This window comes from Novosphingobium sp. HR1a, from assembly GCF_015594425.1.
Classification (GTDB): Bacteria; Pseudomonadota; Alphaproteobacteria; order Sphingomonadales; family Sphingomonadaceae; genus Novosphingobium; species Novosphingobium resinovorum_A.
On the sequence record NZ_JABXWS010000029.1, the window covers coordinates 38,786 to 59,965 of the forward strand.

Annotated in this window: 21 protein-coding genes, 2 tRNA genes and 1 pseudogene; 16 read left to right on the top strand and 8 right to left on the bottom strand. The window is 66.3% G+C overall.

Annotated elements, in window-relative coordinates; genetic code table 11:
• The first annotated feature begins 17 nt into the window (after positions 1 to 17).
• From bioB to HWN72_RS05650, 5 genes are read left to right on the top strand one after another with little or no spacing between them, the layout of a single operon-like run.
• Positions 18 to 1,070, top strand: coding sequence for a biotin synthase BioB (gene bioB, locus HWN72_RS05630; protein ID WP_069707583.1), 1,053 nt, complete (start codon positions 18 to 20; stop codon positions 1,068 to 1,070).
• Positions 1,070 to 1,924, top strand: a complete 855-nt coding sequence (locus HWN72_RS05635; protein ID WP_231958135.1) for an alpha/beta hydrolase — start codon at positions 1,070 to 1,072, stop codon at positions 1,922 to 1,924. Before bioB ends, HWN72_RS05635 begins: the two co-directional genes overlap by 1 nt.
• A complete protein-coding gene (locus HWN72_RS05640; RefSeq protein ID WP_069707585.1) occupies positions 1,906 to 3,927 on the top strand; it encodes an acetyl/propionyl/methylcrotonyl-CoA carboxylase subunit alpha in 2,022 nt (673 codons plus the stop codon). Before HWN72_RS05635 ends, HWN72_RS05640 begins: the two co-directional genes overlap by 19 nt.
• A gap of 1 nt (position 3,928) precedes the next feature.
• Positions 3,929 to 4,300, top strand: coding sequence for a tRNA-binding protein (locus HWN72_RS05645; RefSeq protein WP_069707586.1), 372 nt, complete (start codon positions 3,929 to 3,931; stop codon positions 4,298 to 4,300).
• Between the two features lie 17 nt (positions 4,301 to 4,317).
• A complete protein-coding gene (locus HWN72_RS05650) occupies positions 4,318 to 5,079 on the top strand; it encodes a thioesterase family protein (protein ID WP_248005836.1) in 762 nt (253 codons plus the stop codon).
• Positions 5,080 to 5,081: 2 nt separating this feature from the next.
• Here the strand turns inward: HWN72_RS05650 and HWN72_RS05655 are convergent, their stop codons facing one another.
• The 4 genes from HWN72_RS05655 to HWN72_RS05670 form a co-directional block, all read right to left on the bottom strand.
• Positions 5,082 to 5,258, bottom strand: a complete 177-nt coding sequence (locus HWN72_RS05655; RefSeq protein ID WP_197524417.1) for a hypothetical protein — start codon at positions 5,256 to 5,258, stop codon at positions 5,082 to 5,084.
• Positions 5,258 to 6,643, bottom strand: a complete 1,386-nt coding sequence (locus HWN72_RS05660) for a peptide MFS transporter (protein ID WP_211149963.1) — start codon at positions 6,641 to 6,643, stop codon at positions 5,258 to 5,260. Before HWN72_RS05660 ends, HWN72_RS05655 begins: the two co-directional genes overlap by 1 nt.
• Before the next feature lie 399 nt (positions 6,644 to 7,042).
• A complete protein-coding gene (gene aroB / locus HWN72_RS05665) occupies positions 7,043 to 8,149 on the bottom strand; it encodes a 3-dehydroquinate synthase (protein ID WP_069707588.1) in 1,107 nt (368 codons plus the stop codon).
• Entirely contained in the window at positions 8,140 to 8,724 is a 585-nt protein-coding gene (locus HWN72_RS05670) for a shikimate kinase (protein WP_069707589.1), read from the bottom strand. Before HWN72_RS05670 ends, aroB begins: the two co-directional genes overlap by 10 nt.
• 57 nt (positions 8,725 to 8,781) lie before the next feature.
• Between HWN72_RS05670 and HWN72_RS05675 the strand changes: the two genes are divergently transcribed.
• The 4 genes from HWN72_RS05675 to HWN72_RS05690 all read left to right on the top strand — a co-directional run bounded on the left by HWN72_RS05675 (position 8,782) and on the right by HWN72_RS05690 (position 13,326).
• Complete coding sequence (locus HWN72_RS05675; RefSeq protein WP_155986147.1) at positions 8,782 to 8,940, top strand: hypothetical protein; 159 nt, start codon at positions 8,782 to 8,784, stop codon at positions 8,938 to 8,940.
• A complete protein-coding gene (locus tag HWN72_RS05680; protein ID WP_069707590.1) occupies positions 8,937 to 10,829 on the top strand; it encodes a hypothetical protein in 1,893 nt (630 codons plus the stop codon). The genes HWN72_RS05675 and HWN72_RS05680 overlap by 4 nt, the downstream gene beginning before the upstream one ends.
• 5 nt (positions 10,830 to 10,834) lie before the next feature.
• Entirely contained in the window at positions 10,835 to 11,731 is an 897-nt protein-coding gene (locus tag HWN72_RS05685; protein WP_008829682.1) for a tyrosine recombinase, read from the top strand.
• 89 nt (positions 11,732 to 11,820) lie between these two features.
• Positions 11,821 to 13,326 (top strand): M48 family metalloprotease, encoded by a 1,506-nt coding sequence (locus tag HWN72_RS05690; RefSeq protein WP_197524446.1) that lies wholly within the window; start codon positions 11,821 to 11,823, stop codon positions 13,324 to 13,326.
• A gap of 105 nt (positions 13,327 to 13,431) precedes the next feature.
• Here the strand turns inward: HWN72_RS05690 and HWN72_RS05695 are convergent, their stop codons facing one another.
• Together HWN72_RS05695 and HWN72_RS05700 are read right to left on the bottom strand one after the other, a co-directional pair.
• Positions 13,432 to 13,605: a Flp family type IVb pilin gene (locus tag HWN72_RS05695; protein ID WP_008829680.1), complete on the bottom strand. Its 174-nt coding sequence runs from the start codon at positions 13,603 to 13,605 to the stop codon at positions 13,432 to 13,434.
• Between the two features lie 121 nt (positions 13,606 to 13,726).
• A complete protein-coding gene (locus tag HWN72_RS05700) occupies positions 13,727 to 13,915 on the bottom strand; it encodes a Flp family type IVb pilin (RefSeq protein WP_008829679.1) in 189 nt (62 codons plus the stop codon).
• Positions 13,916 to 14,036: 121 nt separating this feature from the next.
• Here HWN72_RS05700 and HWN72_RS05705 point away from each other — a divergent pair, with 121 nt between their 5' ends.
• The 3 genes from HWN72_RS05705 (at position 14,037) to HWN72_RS05715 (ending at position 14,739) form a co-directional block, all read left to right on the top strand.
• Positions 14,037 to 14,492: a (deoxy)nucleoside triphosphate pyrophosphohydrolase gene (locus tag HWN72_RS05705; RefSeq protein ID WP_083274565.1), complete on the top strand. Its 456-nt coding sequence runs from the start codon at positions 14,037 to 14,039 to the stop codon at positions 14,490 to 14,492.
• 44 nt (positions 14,493 to 14,536) lie between these two features.
• Positions 14,537 to 14,613 (top strand) — tRNA-Arg (locus tag HWN72_RS05710).
• Positions 14,614 to 14,662: 49 nt separating this feature from the next.
• Positions 14,663 to 14,739 (top strand) — tRNA-Arg (locus tag HWN72_RS05715).
• A gap of 205 nt (positions 14,740 to 14,944) precedes the next feature.
• On the opposite strand, the gene HWN72_RS05720 is transcribed toward HWN72_RS05715, so the two are convergent.
• Together HWN72_RS05720 and HWN72_RS05725 are read right to left on the bottom strand one after the other, a co-directional pair.
• Positions 14,945 to 16,243, bottom strand: coding sequence for a chloride channel protein (locus HWN72_RS05720; RefSeq protein ID WP_231958136.1), 1,299 nt, complete (start codon positions 16,241 to 16,243; stop codon positions 14,945 to 14,947).
• A 195-nt stretch (positions 16,244 to 16,438) separates the two neighbouring features.
• Entirely contained in the window at positions 16,439 to 17,065 is a 627-nt protein-coding gene (locus tag HWN72_RS05725; RefSeq protein WP_211149964.1) for a hypothetical protein, read from the bottom strand.
• 532 nt (positions 17,066 to 17,597) lie between these two features.
• Here HWN72_RS05725 and HWN72_RS05730 point away from each other — a divergent pair.
• The 4 genes and pseudogenes from HWN72_RS05730 to HWN72_RS05745 all read left to right on the top strand — a co-directional run.
• The gene (locus HWN72_RS05730; protein ID WP_069707594.1) at positions 17,598 to 19,154 is read left to right on the top strand and encodes a phospholipase D-like domain-containing protein; all 1,557 of its coding nucleotides are present in this window, start codon (positions 17,598 to 17,600) and stop codon (positions 19,152 to 19,154) included.
• On the top strand, positions 19,129 to 19,749 hold the full coding sequence (gene folE / locus HWN72_RS05735) for a GTP cyclohydrolase I FolE (protein ID WP_069707595.1): 621 nt from the start codon (positions 19,129 to 19,131) through the stop codon (positions 19,747 to 19,749). Before HWN72_RS05730 ends, folE begins: the two co-directional genes overlap by 26 nt.
• Before the next feature lie 17 nt (positions 19,750 to 19,766).
• The gene (locus HWN72_RS05740) at positions 19,767 to 20,228 is read left to right on the top strand and encodes a GFA family protein (RefSeq protein ID WP_069707596.1); all 462 of its coding nucleotides are present in this window, start codon (positions 19,767 to 19,769) and stop codon (positions 20,226 to 20,228) included.
• Between the two features lie 241 nt (positions 20,229 to 20,469).
• Positions 20,470 to 21,180: pseudogene (locus HWN72_RS05745) on the top strand (hypothetical protein); the annotation flags it as partial.

A 21,180-nucleotide genomic window follows, 5' to 3' on the forward strand; every position in this document is an offset into this window, starting at 1 on the left:
CCGCCTGAGGAATGACTATGACCCAAACCCCCGCCTTCGCCCCCCGCACTGACTGGACCCGTGAGGAAATCGCGGCGCTGTTCGACCTGCCGTTCACCGAGCTGGTCTTCCGCGCCGCCGAGGTCCACCGGGCCAGCCACAAGGCCGACGAAGTGCAGCTTTCCACGCTGCTCTCGATCAAGACCGGCGGGTGTGTGGAGGATTGCGGTTACTGCTCGCAGTCGGTTTCGGCCAACAGCGGCGTCAAGGCGACCAAGCTGATGGAGGTGCAGCAGGTGCTCCAGCGCGCGGCGCAGGCGGCGGATCAGGGCTCGACCCGCTTCTGCATGGGCGCCGCCTGGCGCAACCCCAAGGACCGCGACATGCCCGCCATCATCGAGATGGTGAAGGGCGTGCGCGCGATGGGCATGGAAACCTGCATGACGCTGGGCATGCTGACCCCCGATCAGGCCGACATGCTGAGCGACGCGGGCCTCGATTACTACAACCACAACATCGACACTTCACCCGAGCGCTACGATCAGGTCATCACCACGCGCACGATGGATGACCGCCTCGATACGCTGTCGAACGTGCGCATGGCGGGCATCAACGTGTGCTCGGGCGGCATCGTCGGCATGGGCGAGACGCGCGCCGATCGCGTGGGCTTCGTCCACACGCTCGCCACCTTGCCCGAGCACCCGCAATCGGTGCCGGTCAACGCACTGGTGCCGGTCAAGGGCACCGTGCTGGGCGACATGCTGGCCGATACGCCGCTCGCGAAGATCGACGACGTCGAGTTCGTGCGCACCGTGGCGGTCGCGCGCATCACCATGCCGCAATCGATGGTGCGCCTCTCTGCCGGTCGCGAGTCGATGTCGGAGATGACGCAGGCGATGTGCTTCCTGGCGGGTGCGAACTCGATCTTCACCGGCGACAAGCTGCTCACCGCGCCGAATGCGGGCGACGACAACGACCTTGCGATGTTCGCCCGCCTCGGCCTCAAGCCGATGGCCATCGAACTGACGCCGGCGCAAGTCGAGGCCCAGCGCATGCCCAAGGGCTGCGCAAAGCTGGAGGCTGCCGAGTGATGAAACGGGCGGGATCAATGCTGCTGGCGTTGTCCTGCCTCCTTTCCGTGCCGGGCGTTGCGGTAGCCGCCTCGTCCGCGCCGACCCCGATCACGATCGGGCAAACACACCTCGTGGATTTTGCCGACGGCGATTCGAGACAGATCAACGTCTATCTGCCCGAAGGCTATGCGGATGGGGCTAAGCGCTATCCGGTGCTGTACCTCATCGACGGGGGGCTTTCGCAGGACTTCCTGCATGTTGCCGGAACGAGCGCGCTGAATGCGGTCTGGGGGCGCTCGCTGCCGGTGATCGTCGTCGGCATCGAAAGCAAGGACCGCCGCGCCGAACTGATCGGCAGCGCGGGCAATGCAGCGCAGCACAAACAGTATCCGACTGCAGGCCAGTCCACGCGTTTTCGCGCCTTCCTGCGCGACAAGGTCAAGCCGCTGATCGAGGCGGATTATCGCACCAATGGCGACGATGGCGTGATCGGTGAATCGCTCGCCGGTCTGTTCATCGTCGAGACGTGGCTGCGCGAGCCTGGCCTGTTCCACCGTTATGCCGCCATCGACGCGAGCCTGTGGTGGGATGACGCGGCCCTCGCCAAAGCGGCCGCAGGGCTGATCGCTACGTCTCCCCGGGCCGGTCCGTTGTATCTGACATATTCGAACGAAGGTCAGGAAACCGCTCGGGCCGCGCAGCGCGTCGCGGCAGCGGGCGGCTCGCTGGTCTGCCTCTCGCCGCGTGAGGATCTGACCCACGCCACGGCCTATCACGTCCTCTCGCCGCAGGCGCTGCAGTTCCTGTTTCCGACCGCCAACAAACAAGACCCCGAATGGGGCTTCGAGGTGCCATGTTCAAAAAAATCCTGATCGCAAACCGGGGCGAAATCGCCTGCCGCGTCATCAAGACGGCGCGCCGCATGGGTATCGCCACGGTCGCCGTCTATTCCGACGCCGACGCCCGCGCGCCGTTCGTGCAGATGGCGGATGAGGCTGTGCACATCGGCCCCGCGCCGGCCGCGCAGTCCTACCTGATTGCCGACAAGATCATCGCCGCCGCCAAGCAGACCGGCGCCGACGCCGTGCACCCCGGCTACGGCTTCCTGTCCGAGCGCACCTCGTTCGCAGAGGCGCTGGCGGCAGAGGGCATCGAGTTCATCGGCCCTCCTGTCGGCGCGATCGCGGCGATGGGCGACAAGATCGAGTCCAAGAAGCTCGCCAAGGCCGCCGGCGTCAACGTCGTCCCCGGCTTCGTCGGCGAGATCGAGGATACCGAGCATGCGGTGCGCATCTCGGCCGAGATCGGCTACCCGGTGATGATGAAGGCCAGCGCGGGCGGCGGCGGCAAGGGCATGCGCCTCGCCTACAACGAAAACGACGTGCGCGAAGGCTTCGAGGCTACCAAGCGCGAGGGCCTGAACTCGTTCGGCGACGACCGCGTCTTCATCGAGAAGTTCATCCTCAACCCGCGCCACATCGAGATTCAGATCCTCGGCGACAAGCACGGCAACATCCTCTACCTGAACGAGCGCGAATGCTCGATCCAGCGCCGCCACCAGAAGGTGGTCGAGGAAGCGCCGTCGCCCTTCGTCACGCCGGCGATGCGCAAGGCGATGGGCGAGCAGTGCGTCGCCCTGTCGCGCGCGGTGGGTTACTATTCGGCGGGCACAGTGGAACTGATCGTCTCGGGCGCGGACCCGACGGGCGAGAGCTTCTACTTCCTTGAAATGAACACCCGCCTGCAGGTGGAGCACCCAGTCACCGAAGCGATCACCGGCGTCGACCTGGTCGAGCAGATGATCCGCGTCGCGGCAGGCGAGAAGCTGGAACTGACGCAGGACGATGTGAAGATCGACGGCTGGGCCATCGAGAACCGCGTCTACGCCGAAGATCCCTATCGCGGCTTCCTACCCTCCACCGGCCGCCTCGTGCGCTACAATCCGCCGGTCGAAGGCTGGACGGATGACGGCGAGGAGAACGGCCGCCGGGGCATCGACGGCATCCGCGTGGACGATGGCGTCTACGAAGGCGGCGAAGTCTCGATGTTCTACGACCCGATGATCGCCAAGCTGATCACCTGGGGCGAGACGCGCGACGAGGCGGCGGACAAGCAGATCGCCGCGCTCGATGCGTTCGAGATCGAGGGTCTGGGCCACAACATCGACTTCGTCTCGGCCATCATGCAGCACCCGCGCTTCCGCTCGGGCGAGCTGACCACCGGCTTCATCGCCGAGGAATATCCCGAAGGCTTCCACGGCGCACCGGCGTCGGACGAGCTGAAGGTGCAGCTGGCAGCCGTCGCCGCCTTCGTCGCCACCGCGCGCGCCGATCGTTCGCGCCGGGTCGAAGGCCAGCTGGGCGCGCCGCTCGATCCTCCGGGTGAGTGGACCGTGACCATCGATGGCGATGTCTTCGCGGTGGAGCTCGACGAAGACCTGCTGACGGTCAACGGCGAGGAAGTCGAGCTGGAGCTGGAATACACCCCGGGCGACCGCTTCGTGGATGCCGAGGTCGATGGCGAGGATCTGACGCTCAAGCTGGACGTCACCCGCACCGGTTTCCGGATGACCACGCGCGGCGCGATCCACAAGGTAGACTGCCTGCCCGCGCACATCGCTGGTTACACGCAGCACATGATCGAGAAGATCCCGCCGGACCTCTCGAAGTACCTGATCTGCCCGATGCCGGGCCTCCTCGTTTCGCTGAGCGTAGGCGAGGGCGACAAGGTCGAGGCAGGGCAACCGCTGGCAGTGGTCGAGGCCATGAAGATGGAAAACATCCTGCGCGCCGAGAAGTCGGGCACGGTGAAGTCCGTCAACGCCAAGGCGGGGGAAAGCCTTGCGGTGGATGCGATCATCCTCGAGATGGAGTGACATGCATCTCGATCACGACCCTGCCGCGCCTCCGGGCGAAACCATAGGCTTCGACGATTTCCTCAAGGTGGACATCCGCATCGGCACGATCGTCGGCGCGGAAGTCTATGAGGGCGCACGGAAACCCAGTTACAAGCTGCGGATCGATTTCGGTCCCGGCATCGGTGAGAAGAAGAGCGTCGGCCAGGTGGCCGCGCTCTATTCTCCTGAGGAGCTGACCGGGCGGCAGGTGGCGGCGGTCGTGAACTTTCCCGTGCACCAGATCGGCAAGGCGCTGTCCGAAGTGCTGACGCTCGGCTTCGCGGACGAGGAAGGGCGGGTGACGCTGTTCTCGCCCGACAAGCGCGTACCCGATGGATCGCGGCTGTTCTGATGGCGGGGCTGGGAGATATGCTTGCCGCTGCGGAGCCGCTCGACGGCGGTTTCGCGCTGGAGATCACCGAGGACTGGCTGCAGGGGCGCACCGCTTACGGAGGACTGACTTCGGCGATCGCATTGGCGGTGGCAAAAGGCGTTTCCGACGATCTGCCGCCGCTGCGCTCGGGTCAGCTTTCGATGGTCGGCCCCTTGGCCGGGCGCATCAAGGCTCGCGCGAAAGTGCTGCGGCAGGGGCGCAATGCGACCTGGGTTTCCGCCGAACTCACCAGCGAGGCGGGAGTGGGCTTCACCGCCGCCTTCGTCTTTATGCGCCAGATCGAGAGCGTGCTGTCGATCGATCACTATCCGCTGCCGGACGGCGTCATTGCGCTCGACGAGGCGAAGGCGGTGCCGATGGATCATGCCCCGGCTTTCCTGCGCAATCACTTCGAGGCGCGCTTCGCCATGCCGAAGAATGCGCTGGGCGAGGCGGACCTCGCCTGGTGGGTGCGGCCGCGTGAGCGTAGGGGCCTCGATCCCGAGGTCGAGTGCTTGCTGTGCGGCGATGTGCTGCCGGTGGCGGTGTGGCCGCTGCTGGGCTTCAAGGTGCCGATTTCCTCGATGCAGTGGCACGTCAACAGGCTGGACGCGAAGCCCTCTGCGGACGGCTGGTGGATGATCCGCTCGACCAGCCTGCATGCGGCGCATGGCGGGGCGAGCGAGCACATCATGCAGTGGAACGCCGATGGCGTTCCAGCCATTGCGGGTATGCAGTCGGTAGCCGTTTTTGGCTGATTTTAGCGGCCGCGAATGCCCTTGATGAAAGCGTAGCTACCGCCGCCGAAGGCCACGAGCGCGACGAAAAAGCCGATCCCGGCGCCCCACTTCGCGCCCTCGACTCCCCACAGGAAGCCGCCTGCTGCGAGGCCCAGCAGAGGCAGGACGATCAGCAGCAGGCAGCCGATGACGGGCATCAGTGCGCGGTGCCCATCAGCCGCTTGGCGAAGAACAGCTTGAACACCGCGAAGCCGACCGTCGCGACCATGGCGGAGGCCATGTGCAGCAGCCAGAACTGCGTCGTCGGCATCGTCGAGAGCAGCGTGCCGATCTTGCCGACAGCCAGGTTCGCGCCGAAGAACGCAAGGTAGTAGATTCCCACGATCGAGGCGTTCAGCGCGCGCGGGGCAAGGCGGGTGAACAGCGCTAGGCTGACTGGCAGCAGGTGCGCGAAGCCGATCGAGTTCACGAGGTGGAACATGACCGGCCAGAATAGACCAATCTTTCCAGCACCTTGCGTCGCCGCAGCCATATAGAGGCACGCCGCGCCGCCGACGATGAAGGCGCAGCCGAGGATCATCTTGCCCAGTTCGTCCGGCTCCTTGCCGGTGCGCTTGCCGACGAAGGCCCAGAACGCGGCGACGGCCACCAGCATCGAGAAGCTGAGCGTCGCGTCGATGGTGATCATCCAACTGGTCGGCAGCGTCTCACCCATGAAGCTGAGCTGGAACTGCTGATCGGCCCAGACGAGATAAGCGTTGAAAATCTGCTGGTTGGTCAGGAGCGAGATGCCCATGATCGGCACCAGTACCAGCACGGCCAGAAGACGTGGGCCGTCTCCCTTCTCGAACGTGGCGCGGGGCTCGGAGGACTTGGCGGCCTTGCTGTCGGCGGGCAGCCAGGGCTTTGCGTAGATGTACAAAAGCAGGCCGAGCACCATGACCACGCCGGCGCAGCCGAAGCCCCAGTGCCAGCCGACTTTCTCACCCAGCGTGCCCGAGATCAGCGGCGCGACGATTACCGAGACATTGATAAATATGTAGAAAATCTGGAACGCCATCGCGCGGCGGATATCACCCTGCTTGTAGAGTTCGCCGACCTGGCTGGCGATGTTGCCCTTGAACAGGCCGACGCCGACCACCAGCGATATCAGCGCCAGCAGGAAGGCGCTTTCGAACGCCATTAGGAAATGGCCGAGCGACATGACCACGCCGCCCGCGATCAGCGCGGCGCGGCGGCCCAGCAGGAGGTCGGCCAGAATGCCGCCGAGGATCGGGGTCAGATAGACTAAAGCCGTGTAAAGTCCGAATATTTCCGAGGCCAGCGGTTGCCCGGAAAGACCGGGGAACACGTGCGTTGTGACCCAGTCCAGCCCGATCACGCCCTCCTGCCGCCCCGGCACCAGCAGGTACTTGACCATGTAGAGCGTCAGCAGCGTCTGCATCGAATAGTAGGAGAAGCGCTCGCAACCCTCGACCAGGCCGAGCAGGCCTAACCCCTTGGGATGGCCCAGGAAAGCGCGGTCATCTCGCGCCGCTTCTTCGGGGAAGTCGAGGTTGGGCGTCGCTTCGGGTGCGGTCATGTCTGTCCCGTAATTATCTTGTGCATCGGCGTAATCGCCGTTCCTGCGCGAGCAATGTCATGTCGACGTAACAGGGTCAAACCTGAATGCGTGGCTAACGAAAAGGCGGCAGGCCGATCGACCTGCCGCCTTCCGCAACGCCCCGGGGGATTCGCACGGGGCGTCTTGGCCCCCCGGCCAGCGTGTCAAACGCCTACTCCGTTGAAAGAGCGTGCAAATATACAACGTTCGCGAGCCTGTATCGATCCGGGCTTCGTCGCTGCACGGCCACGAAGCGGCGCATAAGCACGGCGTTTTGCAGGGTGCATTCAATGGCACTCAACGGCACTCAAAGATGCCACAAGGCGCCAAGAGGTGAATGGCAATGACGACGTTGAAGGGACGGTGCTCAGGAGAGCGTCAGCGCCCCAATTCCTCGTCGAGGAACGCCGCCACGTCTTCCAGCGAAACCTGCTTGTCGAGGTAGGTCTGGCCGATGCCCTTCATCAGCAGGAAGGGCAGGGTGCCGGCGTCCATCTTCTTGTCGTGGAGCATGTGCTGCACGAGAGCGGCACCGTCGCAGTCCATCCCGAGCGCGTTGAGGCTGGCAGGCAGCCCGATCTCGCCGATATGCTGCGCCACATGCTCGGCGCTTGCCTGCGGCATCAGCCCGCGCCTTGCCGAGTAGCGCGCTGCCAGCACCATGCCCAGTGCGACGCCCTCGCCGTGGAGCAGGCGGTCGCCGAAGCCGGTCTCGGCCTCCAGCGCGTGGCCGAAGGTGTGGCCGAGGTTTAGCAGGGCGCGGCGGCCGGTGGTCTCGAACTCGTCCTCCGCCACGATGCGCGCCTTGGCCGCGACCGAATGCGCCACCGCATATTCGCGAAGCGCGCTGTCGCCCGCCAGCATCGCGGCGGCATTGCCGTCGCACCAGGCGAAGAAGTCGGCGTCGTCGATCAGCCCGTACTTCACGACTTCGGCATAGCCCGCGCGCAAGTCCCGCTCGGGCAGGGTTTCCAGCGCCGAGAGGTCGGCCAGCACCAGCGAGGGCTGGTGGAACGCGCCGACGAGGTTCTTGCCGGCGGGCGTGTTGATCGCGGTCTTGCCGCCGACACTCGAATCGACCTGTGCCAGCAGCGTGGTGGGCACCTGGATGAAGTGGCACCCGCGCTTCAGCACCGAGGCGCAGAAGCCGGTGAGGTCGCCGATCACGCCGCCGCCCAGCGCGATGATGTGATCGCCGCGCTCCACTTCGAGGCCGAGCAGCCAGTTCACCGTGGCCGAGAGTTCGTCCCACGACTTGGTCGCCTCGCCCGCAGGCAGGATGCGCCAGTGCGGTTCGTGGCCGTTGTCGCGCAGGGACTTTTCCACCACGTCGCCCCAGGCCGCGTGGACGTTGGCGTCGGTGACGATTGGCACGCCGCGCTTGCGCAGCTTGCCCCGGCAGTTGGGGGCGAGTTCCGCGAGCAGCCCGGCGCCGACGCGCACTTCGTAAGGGCGACCGGCGATATCGACGGGGATCACAGCCATTGGGAAATTCCCTGAAGTACTTTGTTGATCGTCTGGACGTGCGGGCCTGCGCTGCTCAGCACGTGGATCGGCGCCTGGCAATAATGCTGCGCCCGTTCCTCGCGCAGGCGGCCGAGAATTTCGCGCGGGTTGCCGCCGCGCAGCAGCGGGCGGTTCTCCTTTCGCGCAGTGCGCTCGACGAGGGTATCGACCTCGCTGTCGAGCCAGATCGTGATCGCCTTGTCGAGGATCAGCGCGCGGGTTTCGGCATTGACGAAGGCGCCGCCGCCGGTGGCGATGACGATGCGCTGCCGTCTGGTCTCGCTGTCCGTGATCAGGCGGGAAATCACCCGGCGCTCGCCGTCGCGGAAATAGTCCTCGCCATAAGCGTCGAAGATTTCCGGGATGCTCATCTGCGCGGAGCGTTCGATCTCGTCGTCGGCATCGACGAAGGGGCAATCGAGCAGGTTCGCAAGCCGCTTGCCGACGCTGGACTTGCCCACGCCCATCATACCGACAAGCACGATGGGCCGGTCGATACGGCGGGCGAGCGCTGCAATTTCCTGCGCGGAAAACCGGGTTTGTTGAACGTCCATTGCCCGATCGCCTATAGTTGCGCTAGGTCGCAGCGCAAGCATGGTGAAGGAAGCCGAGTGAACATCGTAAAGCGCAGGCGCCGTATAGCGTCGGCCGTTGCCATTCTCCTGCCGATTGCCGTGGTCGGCCTTGGTATTGCCGCATGGAATGACGCGGGCGTGCAGCCGGTGACGCAGCAGACCGTCTCGATCCCGCTGCCGGAACTGTCGAAATGAGAGCGGTGCACCTGCTCGCGGGAGGCGCGCTGGCGCTGACCTCGGTGTGGGCGGCGGCGCAGGACAGCCCCGAATCGCTGCTGCCCAAGATGTTCGACGAGCCCGCACCCGCGCGCTCGGCCACCCCGCGTCCGCAGGCGCCGCGTACCCAGGCCCCTAAGCCACAGAACTCCTCCGCGCCGAGTGCTGCGGCGTCGAGCGCTCCGCGTCCCGCCGCGACCTCGACCCCGGTGGTGCAGGCGATCCCGACCGGTACGCCGGGCGCGACGCCCACGGTGATCGCGCAGGACGACGGCACCTTGCGCCGTATCCCGAGCCTCGAGGAACTCGAGAAAATGTCGCCCGAGGATTTCGAGGCGCTGCTCGGGGCCAAGGTGGTGATCGACATGCCGCCCGCCGCGCGGCGCTCCGCCGACGAGGCGGGGATGCTCGGTGCCGACGAAGGGGGCCTGCCGCTGGCCTCGCTCGCCGGGCAGAACGGCAGCCTGATCCGCGTCGCGCTGGAGGGCAACCGGGGGCAACTGGTCTCCCGCTGGGGGCATATCCTGCTGCGCCGCGCGCTGGCCTCGCGCCTCAATCCGCCGAGCGGGATGAGCGCGGCCGACTTCATGGCGATGCGCGTCGGACTGCTGTTGCGCATGGGCGAGACCGATGCGGCGCGCGTGGTGCTGCAAGATCTCGACATCGCCGATTACACCCCGGCGTTCGGGCAGGTGGCGTTCGACGTCTATGCCCGCAATGCCGACTTCACCGGTATGTGCCCGGTGATGGCGACGCAGGGCTCGCTGCGTGACGATGCCGCGTGGAATACCTCGCGCACCATCTGCGAGGCGTTTCGCGGCAACAGCACGGCGGCGATCTCGAAGCTGGAGCGCGACCGGGTTCGCGGCAAGATGGACCAGATCGACCTGCTGCTCGCGCAGAAGTACGCAGGCGCGGCCGGCAAGGCGCGGCGCGCGGTGACGATCGAGTGGGACAAGGTCACGACGATGACGCCGTGGCGCTACGGTCTCGCGATCGGCACGGGGCTGGAACCGCCGACCGCGCTGATGGCCACGGCCGGGCCGTCCTACGATTACGCGACGGCGCTGGCGCCGATGGTCAGCCTTGGCCGCCGGGCGGCGGCGGCGGATCGTGCCGCGGCTGCGGGCGTGCTGTCCAACGCGGCGATGGTGGACCTCTATTCGCAGATCTTCGCCGATCCCGATGTCACCGGCGAGTGGCAGGACCGCGCGGAATCGCTGCGGGACGCTTATGTGCAGCAGGACCCCGCCGCTCGGCTGGCGGCGATGCAGGCGCTTTGGAACGTGACCGGGTCGGCGCTCTATGCGCGGCAGGTGCTGACGGCCGCTGCCGCCGCGCGCATGGCGCCCAGCGCCGACATGGCCGACAGCGCGTCCTCGCTGATCGCCTCGATGCTGGCGGCGGGATACGACGCCAATGCCCTGCGCTGGTCGAGCGTGGTCGAGGCCGGATCGCGGGCATGGGGCATGCTGATCCTTGCGGCACCGGGGCGCGTGGCGACGGTCGGCAGTTCTACGCTCAATACGTATGTCGATGACGACGACAGCACGCAGAAGCGCCGCTCGGCCTTCCTTGCCGCCGGTCTTGCCGGGCTGGAGCGCGTCGATCGCGCCGACGCCGAGCGGGTCACCCGCTATGCCGGGATGGACATGGCTGGAAGCACGCGCTGGACTCAGGCGATCGACCATGCCGCCAGTCGCGGCGACGAAGCCAGTGTCGCGCTGCTCGCGGCCTTCGGCATGCAGGGCGACAACTGGCAGCGCATGACGCCGCGCCACCTCTATCACATCGTCTCGGCGCTGCGGTCGGTGGGGCTCGACGCCGAAGCGCGGATGATCGCCGCCGAGGCGGTCGCGCGGGTCTGAGCGCAGTGACTGTGGCCGCGGCCGGGAACGATCTCGCCGAGCGGTTCCTGGCGATGCTGGCGGCGGAACGCGGCGCGGCGGCCAATACGCTCGCCGCCTATCGCCGCGACCTCGAAGCCGCGCGCGAGGTGCTGGGCGATGTCGCCAATGCCACGCCCGAGGCATTGGAGGGGCTCGGAGGCGCGTGGAGCGGACTGGCGGCGTCCAGCCTCGCCCGGCGGTGTTCGGCGCTGCGGCAGTTCTATGGTTTCCTGATCGATGAAGGGCTGCGCAAGGACGATCCTTCCGGTGCGCTGCCCAAGGGGCGCGTGCGCCGCCCGCTGCCGCGCCTGCTCAGTCACGAAGAAGTCGAGCGGTTTCTCGCGCAGGCGGACGAGGAGGCGACTTCCGAGCGGTCCGACGCGGTGCGGCTGCTGGCGCTGCTCGAACTGCTCTACGGGTCCGGCCTGCGCGCGACCGAACTGGTTTCGCTCCCCGTCACCGCAGTGCCGCGGGATGCGCCGTTTCTCCACATAACCGGCAAGGGCGGGCAGCAGCGCATGGTGCCGGTCAGCACCCGCTCTCGCGCGGTGCTGTCGCGCTGGCTGGCGTTGCGGAAGGGGACCTCGCGGTTCCTGTTCCCGTCGAGCGGGGCAAGCGGTCACCTGACGCGCGTGCGGCTGTTCCAGTTGCTGCGGGCACTGGCGGGCAGGGCGGGGCTCGATCCGGAGCGCGTCTCGCCGCACGTGCTGCGCCATGCCTTCGCAACTCACCTGCTGGAAGGCGGCGCGGATTTGCGCGTGCTGCAGATGCTGCTCGGCCATGCCGACATCGCGACGACGCAGATCTATACGCATGTGGACAGCGCGCGGCTGGTGGAACTGGTGAACTCGCGCCATCCGCTCGCGAAGGGGCAGATGTAGGGCGCAAGGGAACAAGCCCGCCGTGCGACTCGTTGCGCGAAGGGCAAGAATCGCGGGTGGCGGCCCGCAGAATGGAGGAAGGGAGCGACATGGTATCCAACGTGAAGCGCGTGGTTCGGGCCGGAGTTCGGGGAGGCGCGGTCGTCTCGGCGCTGGGGCTGCTGGTGGTCTCGGCGGGGCCGGCGCGGCTGGAGGCGCAGGCGTCGAAAGCGCCGCAAGTCTATGCGATCAGTGCTGCCGACAAGTCGCAAGGGGCCAAGGCCCATCCCGAACTGCTGGCCGAATTCGGCGGCGGCCTGACCGGTCCGCAGGCCAGCTACGTCGAGCAGGTTGGCAAGCGAATCGCGGTGCAGTCGGGCCTGTCGAACGCGACGGGGGATTTCACCGTCACCCTGCTCAATTCGCCGGTGAACAACGCTTTCGCGATTCCCGGCGGCTATATCTACGTGACGCGCCAGCTGACCGCGCTGATGAACAACGAGGCGGAGATGGCGGGCGTGCTCGGCCACGAGGTCGGCCACGTCGCCGCGCGGCACTCGGCGCAGCGGCAGAAGGCGGCGCAGCGCAACCAGATCCTTGGCGTGCTGGGCTCGGTGCTGGCGGGCGCGGTGCTGGGCGACAACGCTTTCGGGCAATTCGGGCAGAAGCTGTTTTCGCAAGGTTCGCAGCTACTTACGCTGAAGTTCTCACGCTCGCAGGAGCTGCAGGCGGACCAGCTGGGCATTACCTACCTCAAGCGCGCGGGCTACGATCCGCGCGCGATGTCGAGCGTGCTGGAAAGCCTTGCGCGGCAGAACGCGCTGGAGGCGCAGCTGCGCGGGAGCACGAATCAGACGCCGGAATGGGCCTCGACTCACCCCGATCCCGCCTCGCGCGTGCGCTCCGCACTGACATATGCGGGGCAAGGGAGCAGCGGCACCACGAATCGTGACACTTTCCTCACGCGAATCGACGGGCTGGTCTATGGCGACGACCCCAAGCAGGGCGTCGTGGACGGCCGAAAGTTCACGCATCCGACACTTCGATTCGCCTTCGAGGCCCCTGACGGCTTCTTCATGGTCAACGGAACGCAGGCTGTTACGATCAGCGGATCGTCGGGGAAGGCACAATTTTCCGGCGGGAAGCTGAGCGGCAGCCTCGATTCGTACATCACCGGCGTCTTCGCCGGGCTGACCGAATCGAATCAGGCGCGAATCACTCCCGCCAGCATCGAAAAAACCACGGTGAATGGCATCCCCGCCGCTTACGGAGTCGCACGGGTGCAGCAGCAGAGCGGGGCGGTGGACGTCGTCGTCTTCGCCTACGACTTCGGCAACGGGCAGGCCTATCACTTCCTGACGCTGGCGCAGGCGGGTGGTGCAGAAGTGTTCACGCCGATGTTCCGCTCGATCCGGCGCATCTCGGCGGCGGATGCAGGCAGCGTGAAGCCGCGATTGCTGCGCGTCGTCACTGTAAGGCAGGGCGACACCGTGCGCTCGCTGGCGGCGAAGATGGCCTATACCGACGCGGCGGTGGACCGTTTCCTGGTGCTCAACGGCATGGATGCGAACACCGCGCTGACGCCGGGGCAGAAGGTGAAGATCGTAACCTACTGATATTGCGGCTTTATGGTTTCCGCAGGGCACAAAGCGAAAGGGGCGGCAGGTTTCCCTGCCGCCCCTCAATCTTTAATCTGTAAGTACAGATTAAGTATTCAGCTATTAGCTGACGCCCTTCGACATTGCCGACGAGGTCTTCGAGAAGGTCGAAACGAGCTGCGAGCCCATGCCCTGCATGGCGGCGATGGCGGCAACTGCGATGAGAGCGGCGATCAGGCCGTATTCGATGGCGGTAGCGCCCTTTTCGTTGCGGCGCAGCTTGGCGAGAAACTTCATGGTGGTCTCCTGATAAAGCAGTCTAGTGTACCCGGTCCGCCTCGCTTCAGTCTCTCTTCTGCGCCTTGGACAATCTCTTTTTAGCCTGCAATCGTTGATAAACGCTTAAGGCTGTTTCACCCTAGTTTTTGGACATCGCAGCCGACGACTTGGCGGCTACGTTGTTCCACATAGATACGGTCTCGCTGGCCACGCCCTGCAGCGTGGCGAAGATGGCCAGTACGATGAAGGCGAGGATCATGCCGTATTCGACCGTGGACGCACCGTCCCGGTTTTCGATGATCGTCTTGAGAAGGCGATGAAGGCGCATGGTCACCGTGCTAGTTCGCGCGAGGGACGTCTGATCCCACGGCAGCGTTAATTAGGCATTAAGGCAGGAGGCACAGCTGGAAAGTCCACCGACACCTTTACTCGTCGTCGCAGGCGCACTCGTGCGTCCCGATGACGGCGGGCGCGACGACGGGCGTTCCGGCACAGTGCTTATGCAGCAGCGCGATTTCATCGGAGTGCATGGCGGCCTATGGGAATTTCCCGGAGGCAAGCTGGAGCCGGGTGAGAGCCCGGAGGGCGCCCTTGTACGCGAACTCGAAGAGGAACTGGGCGTAATCGTAGCGCCGGGCGATCTGGAGGCGGTGGGCTTCGCCAGCGGCCGCACCGCTACGGTCGAGGAAGGCGGGAAGGGGCCGTCGCGCCCGCTCGTGATTCTTCTCTATATTTGCACCCGCTGGCAGGGCGAGCCGCGCGCCATCGAGGCCGCCGACGTGGCATGGGTCGCGCCCGGCGCGATCTCGGGACTGAGGATGCCGCCGCTCGATTACCCGCTGGCCGAGGCGCTCGAACGGCATCTGGGGGCTGTGGAAAACAATATGCAAAAAAGCGGAACATAGGCGTTGACCGATGCCGATTCCCCCCCTAGAGGCAGCCCTCCAAGGCGCCCGTAGCTCAGCTGGATAGAGCATCAGACTACGAATCTGAGGGTCGGACGTTCGAATCGTTCCGGGCGCACCACTCTTCCTTCCGGGGGTGATGTGGTCCTTGTTTGGGTTGAAAATGGTAGGCGCCCGTAGCTCAGCTGGATAGAGCATCAGACTACGAATCTGAGGGTCGGACGTTCGAATCGTTCCGGGCGCACCACCATCCAAAACGAAAACCCCGCCCTCACCGGCGGGGTTTTTCGTTTTGGCGTTTCATCGCTGCGACCGCACCGGGTCTTGATATTTTGCCCGTCATCCCCGCGAAGGCGGGGACCCAACTGATGACGCCTCGACAGGGAACATCAGGAGATGGGTTCCCGCCTTCGCGGGAATGACGACGCGTGGTGATGATGAACGGCGCTCGGTCACCCTTTCGCCAGAAACCCGCGCGAGAGGCCGTGGTAGAGCTTTTCCCGGCACACCAGCGTGCTGGCGGTATCGGCGATGATCGCTGTCAGGAACAGCGGCAGTATCATCCCGCGGCTTGCGGTGGTCTCCATCAGAATGATCACGGCGGTCAGCGGCGCGCGCACGACGCCGACGAAGTAGCCGGTCATGCCCAGCAGGACGACGGCGGGCATGGGATCGCCTGAGAAGACGTAGGACAGCAGTTCGCCGAAGCCCGCGCCGACCGACAGCGATGGCGCGAAGATGCCGCCCGGCGCGCCGGAGATCGCCGTCGCGGCGGTGGCGACGAACTTGGCCGGGCCGAACCAGGGGGAGGCGCTCTGCTGGCCGTCGATCATCAGGCGGGTAGTCTCGTAGCCGGTGCCCCACGTAGAGCCGCCGGTGACGACGCCGAGCACCGCGACGACAAGCCCGCAGATCAGCGCCGTCGCTACCGGCCGCGAACGCATGGCCGCGAGAAGGGGATGTTCGCCGCGCGCGCAGGCCAGCAGCAGGCGCGAAAACAGCCCGCCGAGGACGCCGCCCAAGATTCCCGCGACCGGCGCGATCATCACGACCGAGCCGACTTCCAGCGTCTGTCGCATGGCTCCGAAGTAGACGTAGTCCCCGGCGATCCCGAGGCTGACGAGGCCGGAGACGACGACCGCGCCCATCACCAGCACCGCGACGCGCTGCTCGAAAGCGGCTGCGAGTTCCTCGATCGCGAAAGCGACCCCGGCCAGCGGCGTGTTGAAGGCGGCCGCGACTCCAGCTGCACCGCCCGCGATGAGCACGCCCGCCGTCATCGGCACGCGCAGCACGCGGTGGCAGGCAACCATGATCGCGGCACTGACCTGTACTGTCGGCCCCTCGCGCCCGACCGAGCCTCCGGCCAGCAGCATCGTCACCGTCAGCAACAGCTTGGTGATGGCGGTGCGCATCTGCAGCAGCGGCGAGCGGGCGAGTTCGAGGTTTTCACTCGCCGCCATGACCTGCGGAATGCCCGAGCCGCGCGCGGCGGGCGCCCAGCGCCGGGTGATGAAGACGACGGCAGCGAAGATCGCGGGTGTCATGACGAGCGGAGCGTAAGGGTGGACGGCGGCGAAGGCGCGGAACACTTTCTGCGCGGTGTCACCCGCCCATGCGAAAGCGATCGCGACCAGGCCGAGCAGCACCGCTCCCCCGATCGTCGCGGCCCGGCGCCGCGCAAGGTCGAGCGAGGCGTCGATGCCCGGGACGGCCTTGAAAAAGGCCGTGAAGCGTTCCGAGATGGTCAATGCGGACCCCAAGATGGTCTGGCGGCGCGCTTGTTGCGCGTCTGGACGGGCTCGCGCCTCTATTGGGGCAACGGGTGCGCGAATCGCAAGACCTTTTTGACCCGGATAAATAGAGAGGGCCGGAAGCGAGTTCGATCGCTTCCGGCCCTCGGCCACTTTGCCGGTCACCCTGCCAGGGCAGGATGAGGCAGAGGCTTACTGGCCTTCGGGCGTGGTCGCTGCAGCCGCACCGCCTGCGGTCGCGGCGGCGTCGGCGCCCGGCTGGCCGCCGGCGGCCGACAGGGTCGCCTTGGCGAAGTCGGCAGCGCTCATGCCCAGAGCCAGCGAACCGTCGGCGCCGAGGCCGAGGTAGGACTTCTTGAGCTGCGCGGCCGAACCGCCGCTGAGGGCCACGGTGACGTTGTCGCCTTCCACCTTGCTGACGGTGCCGAGCACGACGCCGTCGCTGCTCTTGATGGGCGCGTCGGCGACGATCGCAGCATCCTTGGCGGCGGTGTTCTCGGCCTTGGCGCCGTTCACGGCCGATTCCAGCTCGGCCTTGGTCATGCCGATGGTCAGGCCCTTGTCGCGCATGACGAAGGCATTCTTGGGGAGACCGGCGCGCGCGGTGCCGGTGGAGACGGTGACGATGTCGCCCTGGACGGCCTCGACAGTGCCGACGTCAGCGCCTGCGGCGTCGAAGACCTTGGCGCCGGTGGTCGGGTTGGCGGTTGCGGTCGCCGCCGCGGCGGGAGCGGCAGCCGGTGCAGCGGCCTGAGCCATCACGGCAGCAGGAGCGAGTGCGGCCGCAGCGATGGCGGCGGTGATGAGGGTTTTCTTCATGGCGTACTCCTTGTTTGCGGGACCCGTGGGAGGACGGGCCCGGAACAAGCCCCCCTGAAGGGGCGAGAAATGCGGCCCGGCGAACCCGGGCTGGGGTTACCCCGTCCGACTTTCGCCGGCCCCGCCGCGGCGAAACTTCGCACACGGCAGACGGGGTGAGGGACAGGTATAGTCAGGCAAATCCAGCGCAGGGTGAACGGTTGCGTGTACAAGGGGCGAATCGAGCCATTCCCGCGATGAGCCGGTCAGCCCTTGTGGAAAACAGCGGATTTCGGCCGTTCTCGCCGTTTCGATTGTGGGCGAGTGGTTGTCGGTGTCACCACCAGGCGGTCATCGCTTCCCGAATCCCGATGCTCTGTGACCCGGGGCAGGGTCTGGTCCTCATGACCGACGATCGCAAAGGTCTCTGCGATGAACGCTTCGTCGCGTCGGGCGAAGTCTGACTGCGTGTGCACAAGTTGACATTCGAGGGGAACATTCGCGCCCTTCGGCGTTTGAACCGGCCGTGGTGGAAGCTCCGGCAGGATGGACGATGCAAGATCAGAACGACGAGGGCGTTGCGCCTTCGGTATGGCGCTATGCCAAGGCTTCGCGCGCGCACGTGGTCGTGGACGCGGCCGATTACTTCGAGGCCATTCGCGAAACGATGGAAGGCGCGCGCCAGCGCATCTTCATGATCGGGTGGGACTTCGATTCCCGCATCCTGCTGACCTCCGGGCGGCGCTGGTGGCAGCGTGGCCGCAAGCGCAAGTTTCCCGCGCGCCTCGGCTCGTTCATGCTCTGGGTGGTGAAGCGCAATCCGGAGCTTGAGATCAGGCTGCTCAAGTGGAACGTCGCCATGCTCAAGTACCTGCTGCGGGGTACGATGCTGTTCGACGTGGTGCGCTGGGCGAAGCATCCGCGCATCGACTTCAAGTTCGATGCCGCCCATCCGGTCGGCTGCAGCCATCACCAGAAGATCGTGGTGATTGACGACAAGGTGGCGGCCTGCGGCGGCATCGACATGACCTCCGACCGGTGGGACACGCCTGACCACCTGCCCCGCGACCCGCGCCGCAAGCGGCCGACCGGGCGGCTCTACGGTCCCTGGCACGACGTCACGATGATGCTGGAGGGCGAGGTCGCCGCGACGCTGGGGGAACTGGGGCGCGAGCGCTGGAAGGTCGCCGGCGGCGAAGACCTCGCGCCCTGTCGCCCGCGCGAGGGGACTCCCTGGCCGGAGGGGCTGACGGCCGAGTTCGAGAACGTCGAGATCGGCATCGCCCGCACCCGCGCGGAGTATAACGACTGCCCGCAGGTCGCCGAGATCGAGAAGCTCTTCGTCGAGCAGATCGCCCGCGTGAAGCGCTTCATGTATGCCGAGACGCAGTACTTCGCCTCGCGCGCGATCGCGGAGGCCATCTGCAAGCGGCTCTCCGAGGACAATCCGCCCGAGTTCTTCATCGTCAACCCGGTCACCGCCGACGGCTGGCTGGAGCAGCAGGCGATGGACACCGCCCGCGTCGAACTGGTCGAGACGCTGCAGGCGGTGGACGCGCATGGTCGTTTCCGCATCTTTACTCCCTCCAACGCCGAGGGCGAGCCGATCTACGTCCACGCCAAGCTGACGATCATCGACGACGAGGTGCTGCGCGTCGGCTCGGCGAACATGAACAACCGTTCGATGGGCCTCGACAGCGAGTGCGACGTCTTCATCGACCTTGCCCGGCCCGCCAATGCCCACGTCGATCCCGCGACGATCACCGAATTGCGCCTGCGCCTGCTGGCCGAGCACTGCGGTATCGCGGAAGGCGAAGTGGCGGCCGGGATCGAGCGGCATGGCTCGATGGCGGCGATGGTGGACGCGCTCAATCGCGACGGACCCAAGGCCGGAAAGAAATATCTCGAACCCTTGCCCTTGAAGAACTTGTCGGAAGCTGAAAGAGCACTCGGCCAAAGCGGGGTGCTCGATCCGGAACGCCCCGGCGAAATGTTCGAGCCTATCGCGCGACGCGGGTTGTTCCGCGGCAAGGGACACCTGATGCGTGTGCGCCTGATGAAAAGATTGAGAAGGAGCAAGTCGGATGAGCAGCCAGGTAAGTCCCGATGAGGATAGCCCGCGCCATGACCCCTTGCGCAAGCCGGATGTGCCCGACAACGTTCAGGACGCGATCCGCACGCTGATCGAGTGGGCCGGCGACGATCCGACGCGCGAGGGCCTGGTTGACACCCCCAAGCGCGTGGCGCGCGCCTGGCTGGAATACTGCCAGGGCTATCAGGAAGATCCGGCGGTCCACCTGTCGCGCATCTTCGAGGAAGTGGGCGGCTACGACGAGGTCGTGCTGCTGAAGGACATTCCCTTCCAGTCGCACTGCGAGCACCACATGGCGCCGATCATCGGCAAGGCCGCGATCGCCTACCTGCCGCGCAACCACGTTGTCGGCATCTCCAAGCTGGCGCGCGTGCTGCACGGCTTCGCGCGCCGCCTGCAGATTCAGGAGCGCCTGACCGCCGAAGTCGCGCAGTGCATCTGGGAACACCTGAAGCCGCAGGGCGTCGCGGTCGTGATCGAGGCGAACCACGCCTGCATGACCGCGCGCGGCGTGCGCACGCCGGGCGTCGGCATGATCACCAGCCGCATGATGGGCACTTTCCTGGAGGACGAACGTTCCCGCAAGGAAGTGCTCAGCCTGATGGGCTACTGAATACGCGGAGAGGCGTCATGGGTCATGCGCAGGTACTCGAGGGCGGTTGTCGCTGCTCGCGCCTGCGCTTTCGCCTGACGGCGCCTCCGCTGATCGAGGGGCTGTGCCACTGCACCGGCTGCCAGCGAATGACCGCCAGCGCCTTCTCCACCACGATCTCGGTGCCGGTGCAGGGCTTCGAGGTCGTCACCGGCGAGACCGAGATCGGCGGCATCCACGGCGACGAGGCGCATCACCATCACTGCGTCTGGTGCAAGTCCTGGGTCTTCACCCGCGTCGATCCGTCGATGGGATTCGTCAACGCGCGCGCCACGCTGCTCGACGATCGTTCGGTGTTCACCCCCTACATCGAGATGCAGGTGGCGGAGAAGCTACGGTGGGTGGAGACGAAGGTGGAGCGTCGCTACGACCGCTTTCCGGAGCTGGAGGAATATCCGCAACTGATCGCCGACTATGCAGCGTGGCGGGCGGTGCGGTAATTCCGTGGCCCACCACGTTTCGTCATTGCGAGCGTAGCGAAGCAATCCAGGGCGACGTAACACTGCCCTGGATTGCTTCGCTACGCTCGCAATGACGAAAGCAGGGGGTGGCGGCGCGGTCGGTCGAAGGGGAGCTACGCGCGGGAGACTTCCTTCCGCGAAAGATTGCGCTTGAACGCCGCCGCGCCTGCGGCCAGAGCCGCTGGCATCCGGTGAGGGCAGGCCGGAGGCGGACAGGCAGATGATCGAGCAGAATAACGGGGCATTTCAGGCAAGACCGGCGCGCGTTCGCCTGCTGCTGGCGCTCGTCCCCGCGGTGACGTTGCTGGTCCTGCTGCTGCGGCCGGTGTGGGACGTCGATATCTTCTGGCAGCTCAAGCTGGGCGAACTGATCGTCGATCGCGACGGTCCGGTGCCGACCGAGCCTTTCGCCGCGCTCCATGCCGGAGAACCGCTGCCCGCCGTCGCATGGGCCGGGCAGGCGGTCATGGCGACGGTGCGGCGGATCGGCGGCTGGGACCTGCTGCGCGTGTTCGACGCCTTGTGCTGGCTCGGCGGCTTCTGGGCCGTCGCCGCCGCATGCCGCTGGAAGGGCGCTAGTCTGCAGGCCGTGATGCTGGCGCTGGCGCTGGTCTTCGTCGCGGCGCTGCCGACCGCAAGCGTGCGCCCGCAGAGCTTTGCCTGCCTGTGCTTCGGGCTGCTGCTCGCGCTGCAGCGGCTGGACTTGCGGCCGCTGCCGATGGTGGCGTTGGGTCTGCCGGTGCTGATTGCGTGGCAGAACCTGCATCCTTCGGTGAGTGTCGCGGTGGCGGCGCTGAACCTTGCCGCCGGGGCCGGATGGTATCGCTGGACAACCGGCCGCGCCGCCGCTCGTCCATGGGGGCTGAGCGCCCTCGGCGTGCTTTCGGTGGCGGCGATGTTCGCCACGCCCGACGGCGCCTCGATACTCGCG

Bases quoted from the DNA above. Each gene is read 5' to 3' on its own strand.
- HWN72_RS05635 (WP_231958135.1), top strand. From the start codon at position 1,070: ATGAAACGGGCGGGATCAATGCTGCTGGCGTTGTCCTGCCTCCTTTCC.
- HWN72_RS05725 (WP_211149964.1), bottom strand. From the start codon at position 17,065: ATGAAGAAAACCCTCATCACCGCCGCCATCGCTGCGGCCGCACTCGCT.
- HWN72_RS05655 (WP_197524417.1), bottom strand. From the start codon at position 5,258: ATGCCCGTCATCGGCTGCCTGCTGCTGATCGTCCTGCCTCTGCTGGGC.
- bioB (WP_069707583.1), top strand. From the start codon at position 18: ATGACCCAAACCCCCGCCTTCGCCCCCCGCACTGACTGGACCCGTGAG.
- HWN72_RS05740 (WP_069707596.1), top strand. From the start codon at position 19,767: ATGGGTCATGCGCAGGTACTCGAGGGCGGTTGTCGCTGCTCGCGCCTG.
- HWN72_RS05695 (WP_008829680.1), bottom strand. From the start codon at position 13,605: ATGAAGTTTCTCGCCAAGCTGCGCCGCAACGAAAAGGGCGCTACCGCC.
- HWN72_RS05645 (WP_069707586.1), top strand. From the start codon at position 3,929: ATGCATCTCGATCACGACCCTGCCGCGCCTCCGGGCGAAACCATAGGC.
- aroB (WP_069707588.1), bottom strand. From the start codon at position 8,149: ATGGCTGTGATCCCCGTCGATATCGCCGGTCGCCCTTACGAAGTGCGC.
- HWN72_RS05690 (WP_197524446.1), top strand. From the start codon at position 11,821: ATGGTATCCAACGTGAAGCGCGTGGTTCGGGCCGGAGTTCGGGGAGGC.
- HWN72_RS05680 (WP_069707590.1), top strand. From the start codon at position 8,937: ATGAGAGCGGTGCACCTGCTCGCGGGAGGCGCGCTGGCGCTGACCTCG.
- HWN72_RS05660 (WP_211149963.1), bottom strand. From the start codon at position 6,643: ATGACCGCACCCGAAGCGACGCCCAACCTCGACTTCCCCGAAGAAGCG.
- HWN72_RS05650 (WP_248005836.1), top strand. From the start codon at position 4,318: ATGCTTGCCGCTGCGGAGCCGCTCGACGGCGGTTTCGCGCTGGAGATC.
- HWN72_RS05640 (WP_069707585.1), top strand. From the start codon at position 1,906: ATGTTCAAAAAAATCCTGATCGCAAACCGGGGCGAAATCGCCTGCCGC.
- HWN72_RS05700 (WP_008829679.1), bottom strand. From the start codon at position 13,915: ATGCGCCTTCATCGCCTTCTCAAGACGATCATCGAAAACCGGGACGGT.
- HWN72_RS05730 (WP_069707594.1), top strand. From the start codon at position 17,598: ATGCAAGATCAGAACGACGAGGGCGTTGCGCCTTCGGTATGGCGCTAT.
- HWN72_RS05670 (WP_069707589.1), bottom strand. From the start codon at position 8,724: ATGGACGTTCAACAAACCCGGTTTTCCGCGCAGGAAATTGCAGCGCTC.
- folE (WP_069707595.1), top strand. From the start codon at position 19,129: ATGAGCAGCCAGGTAAGTCCCGATGAGGATAGCCCGCGCCATGACCCC.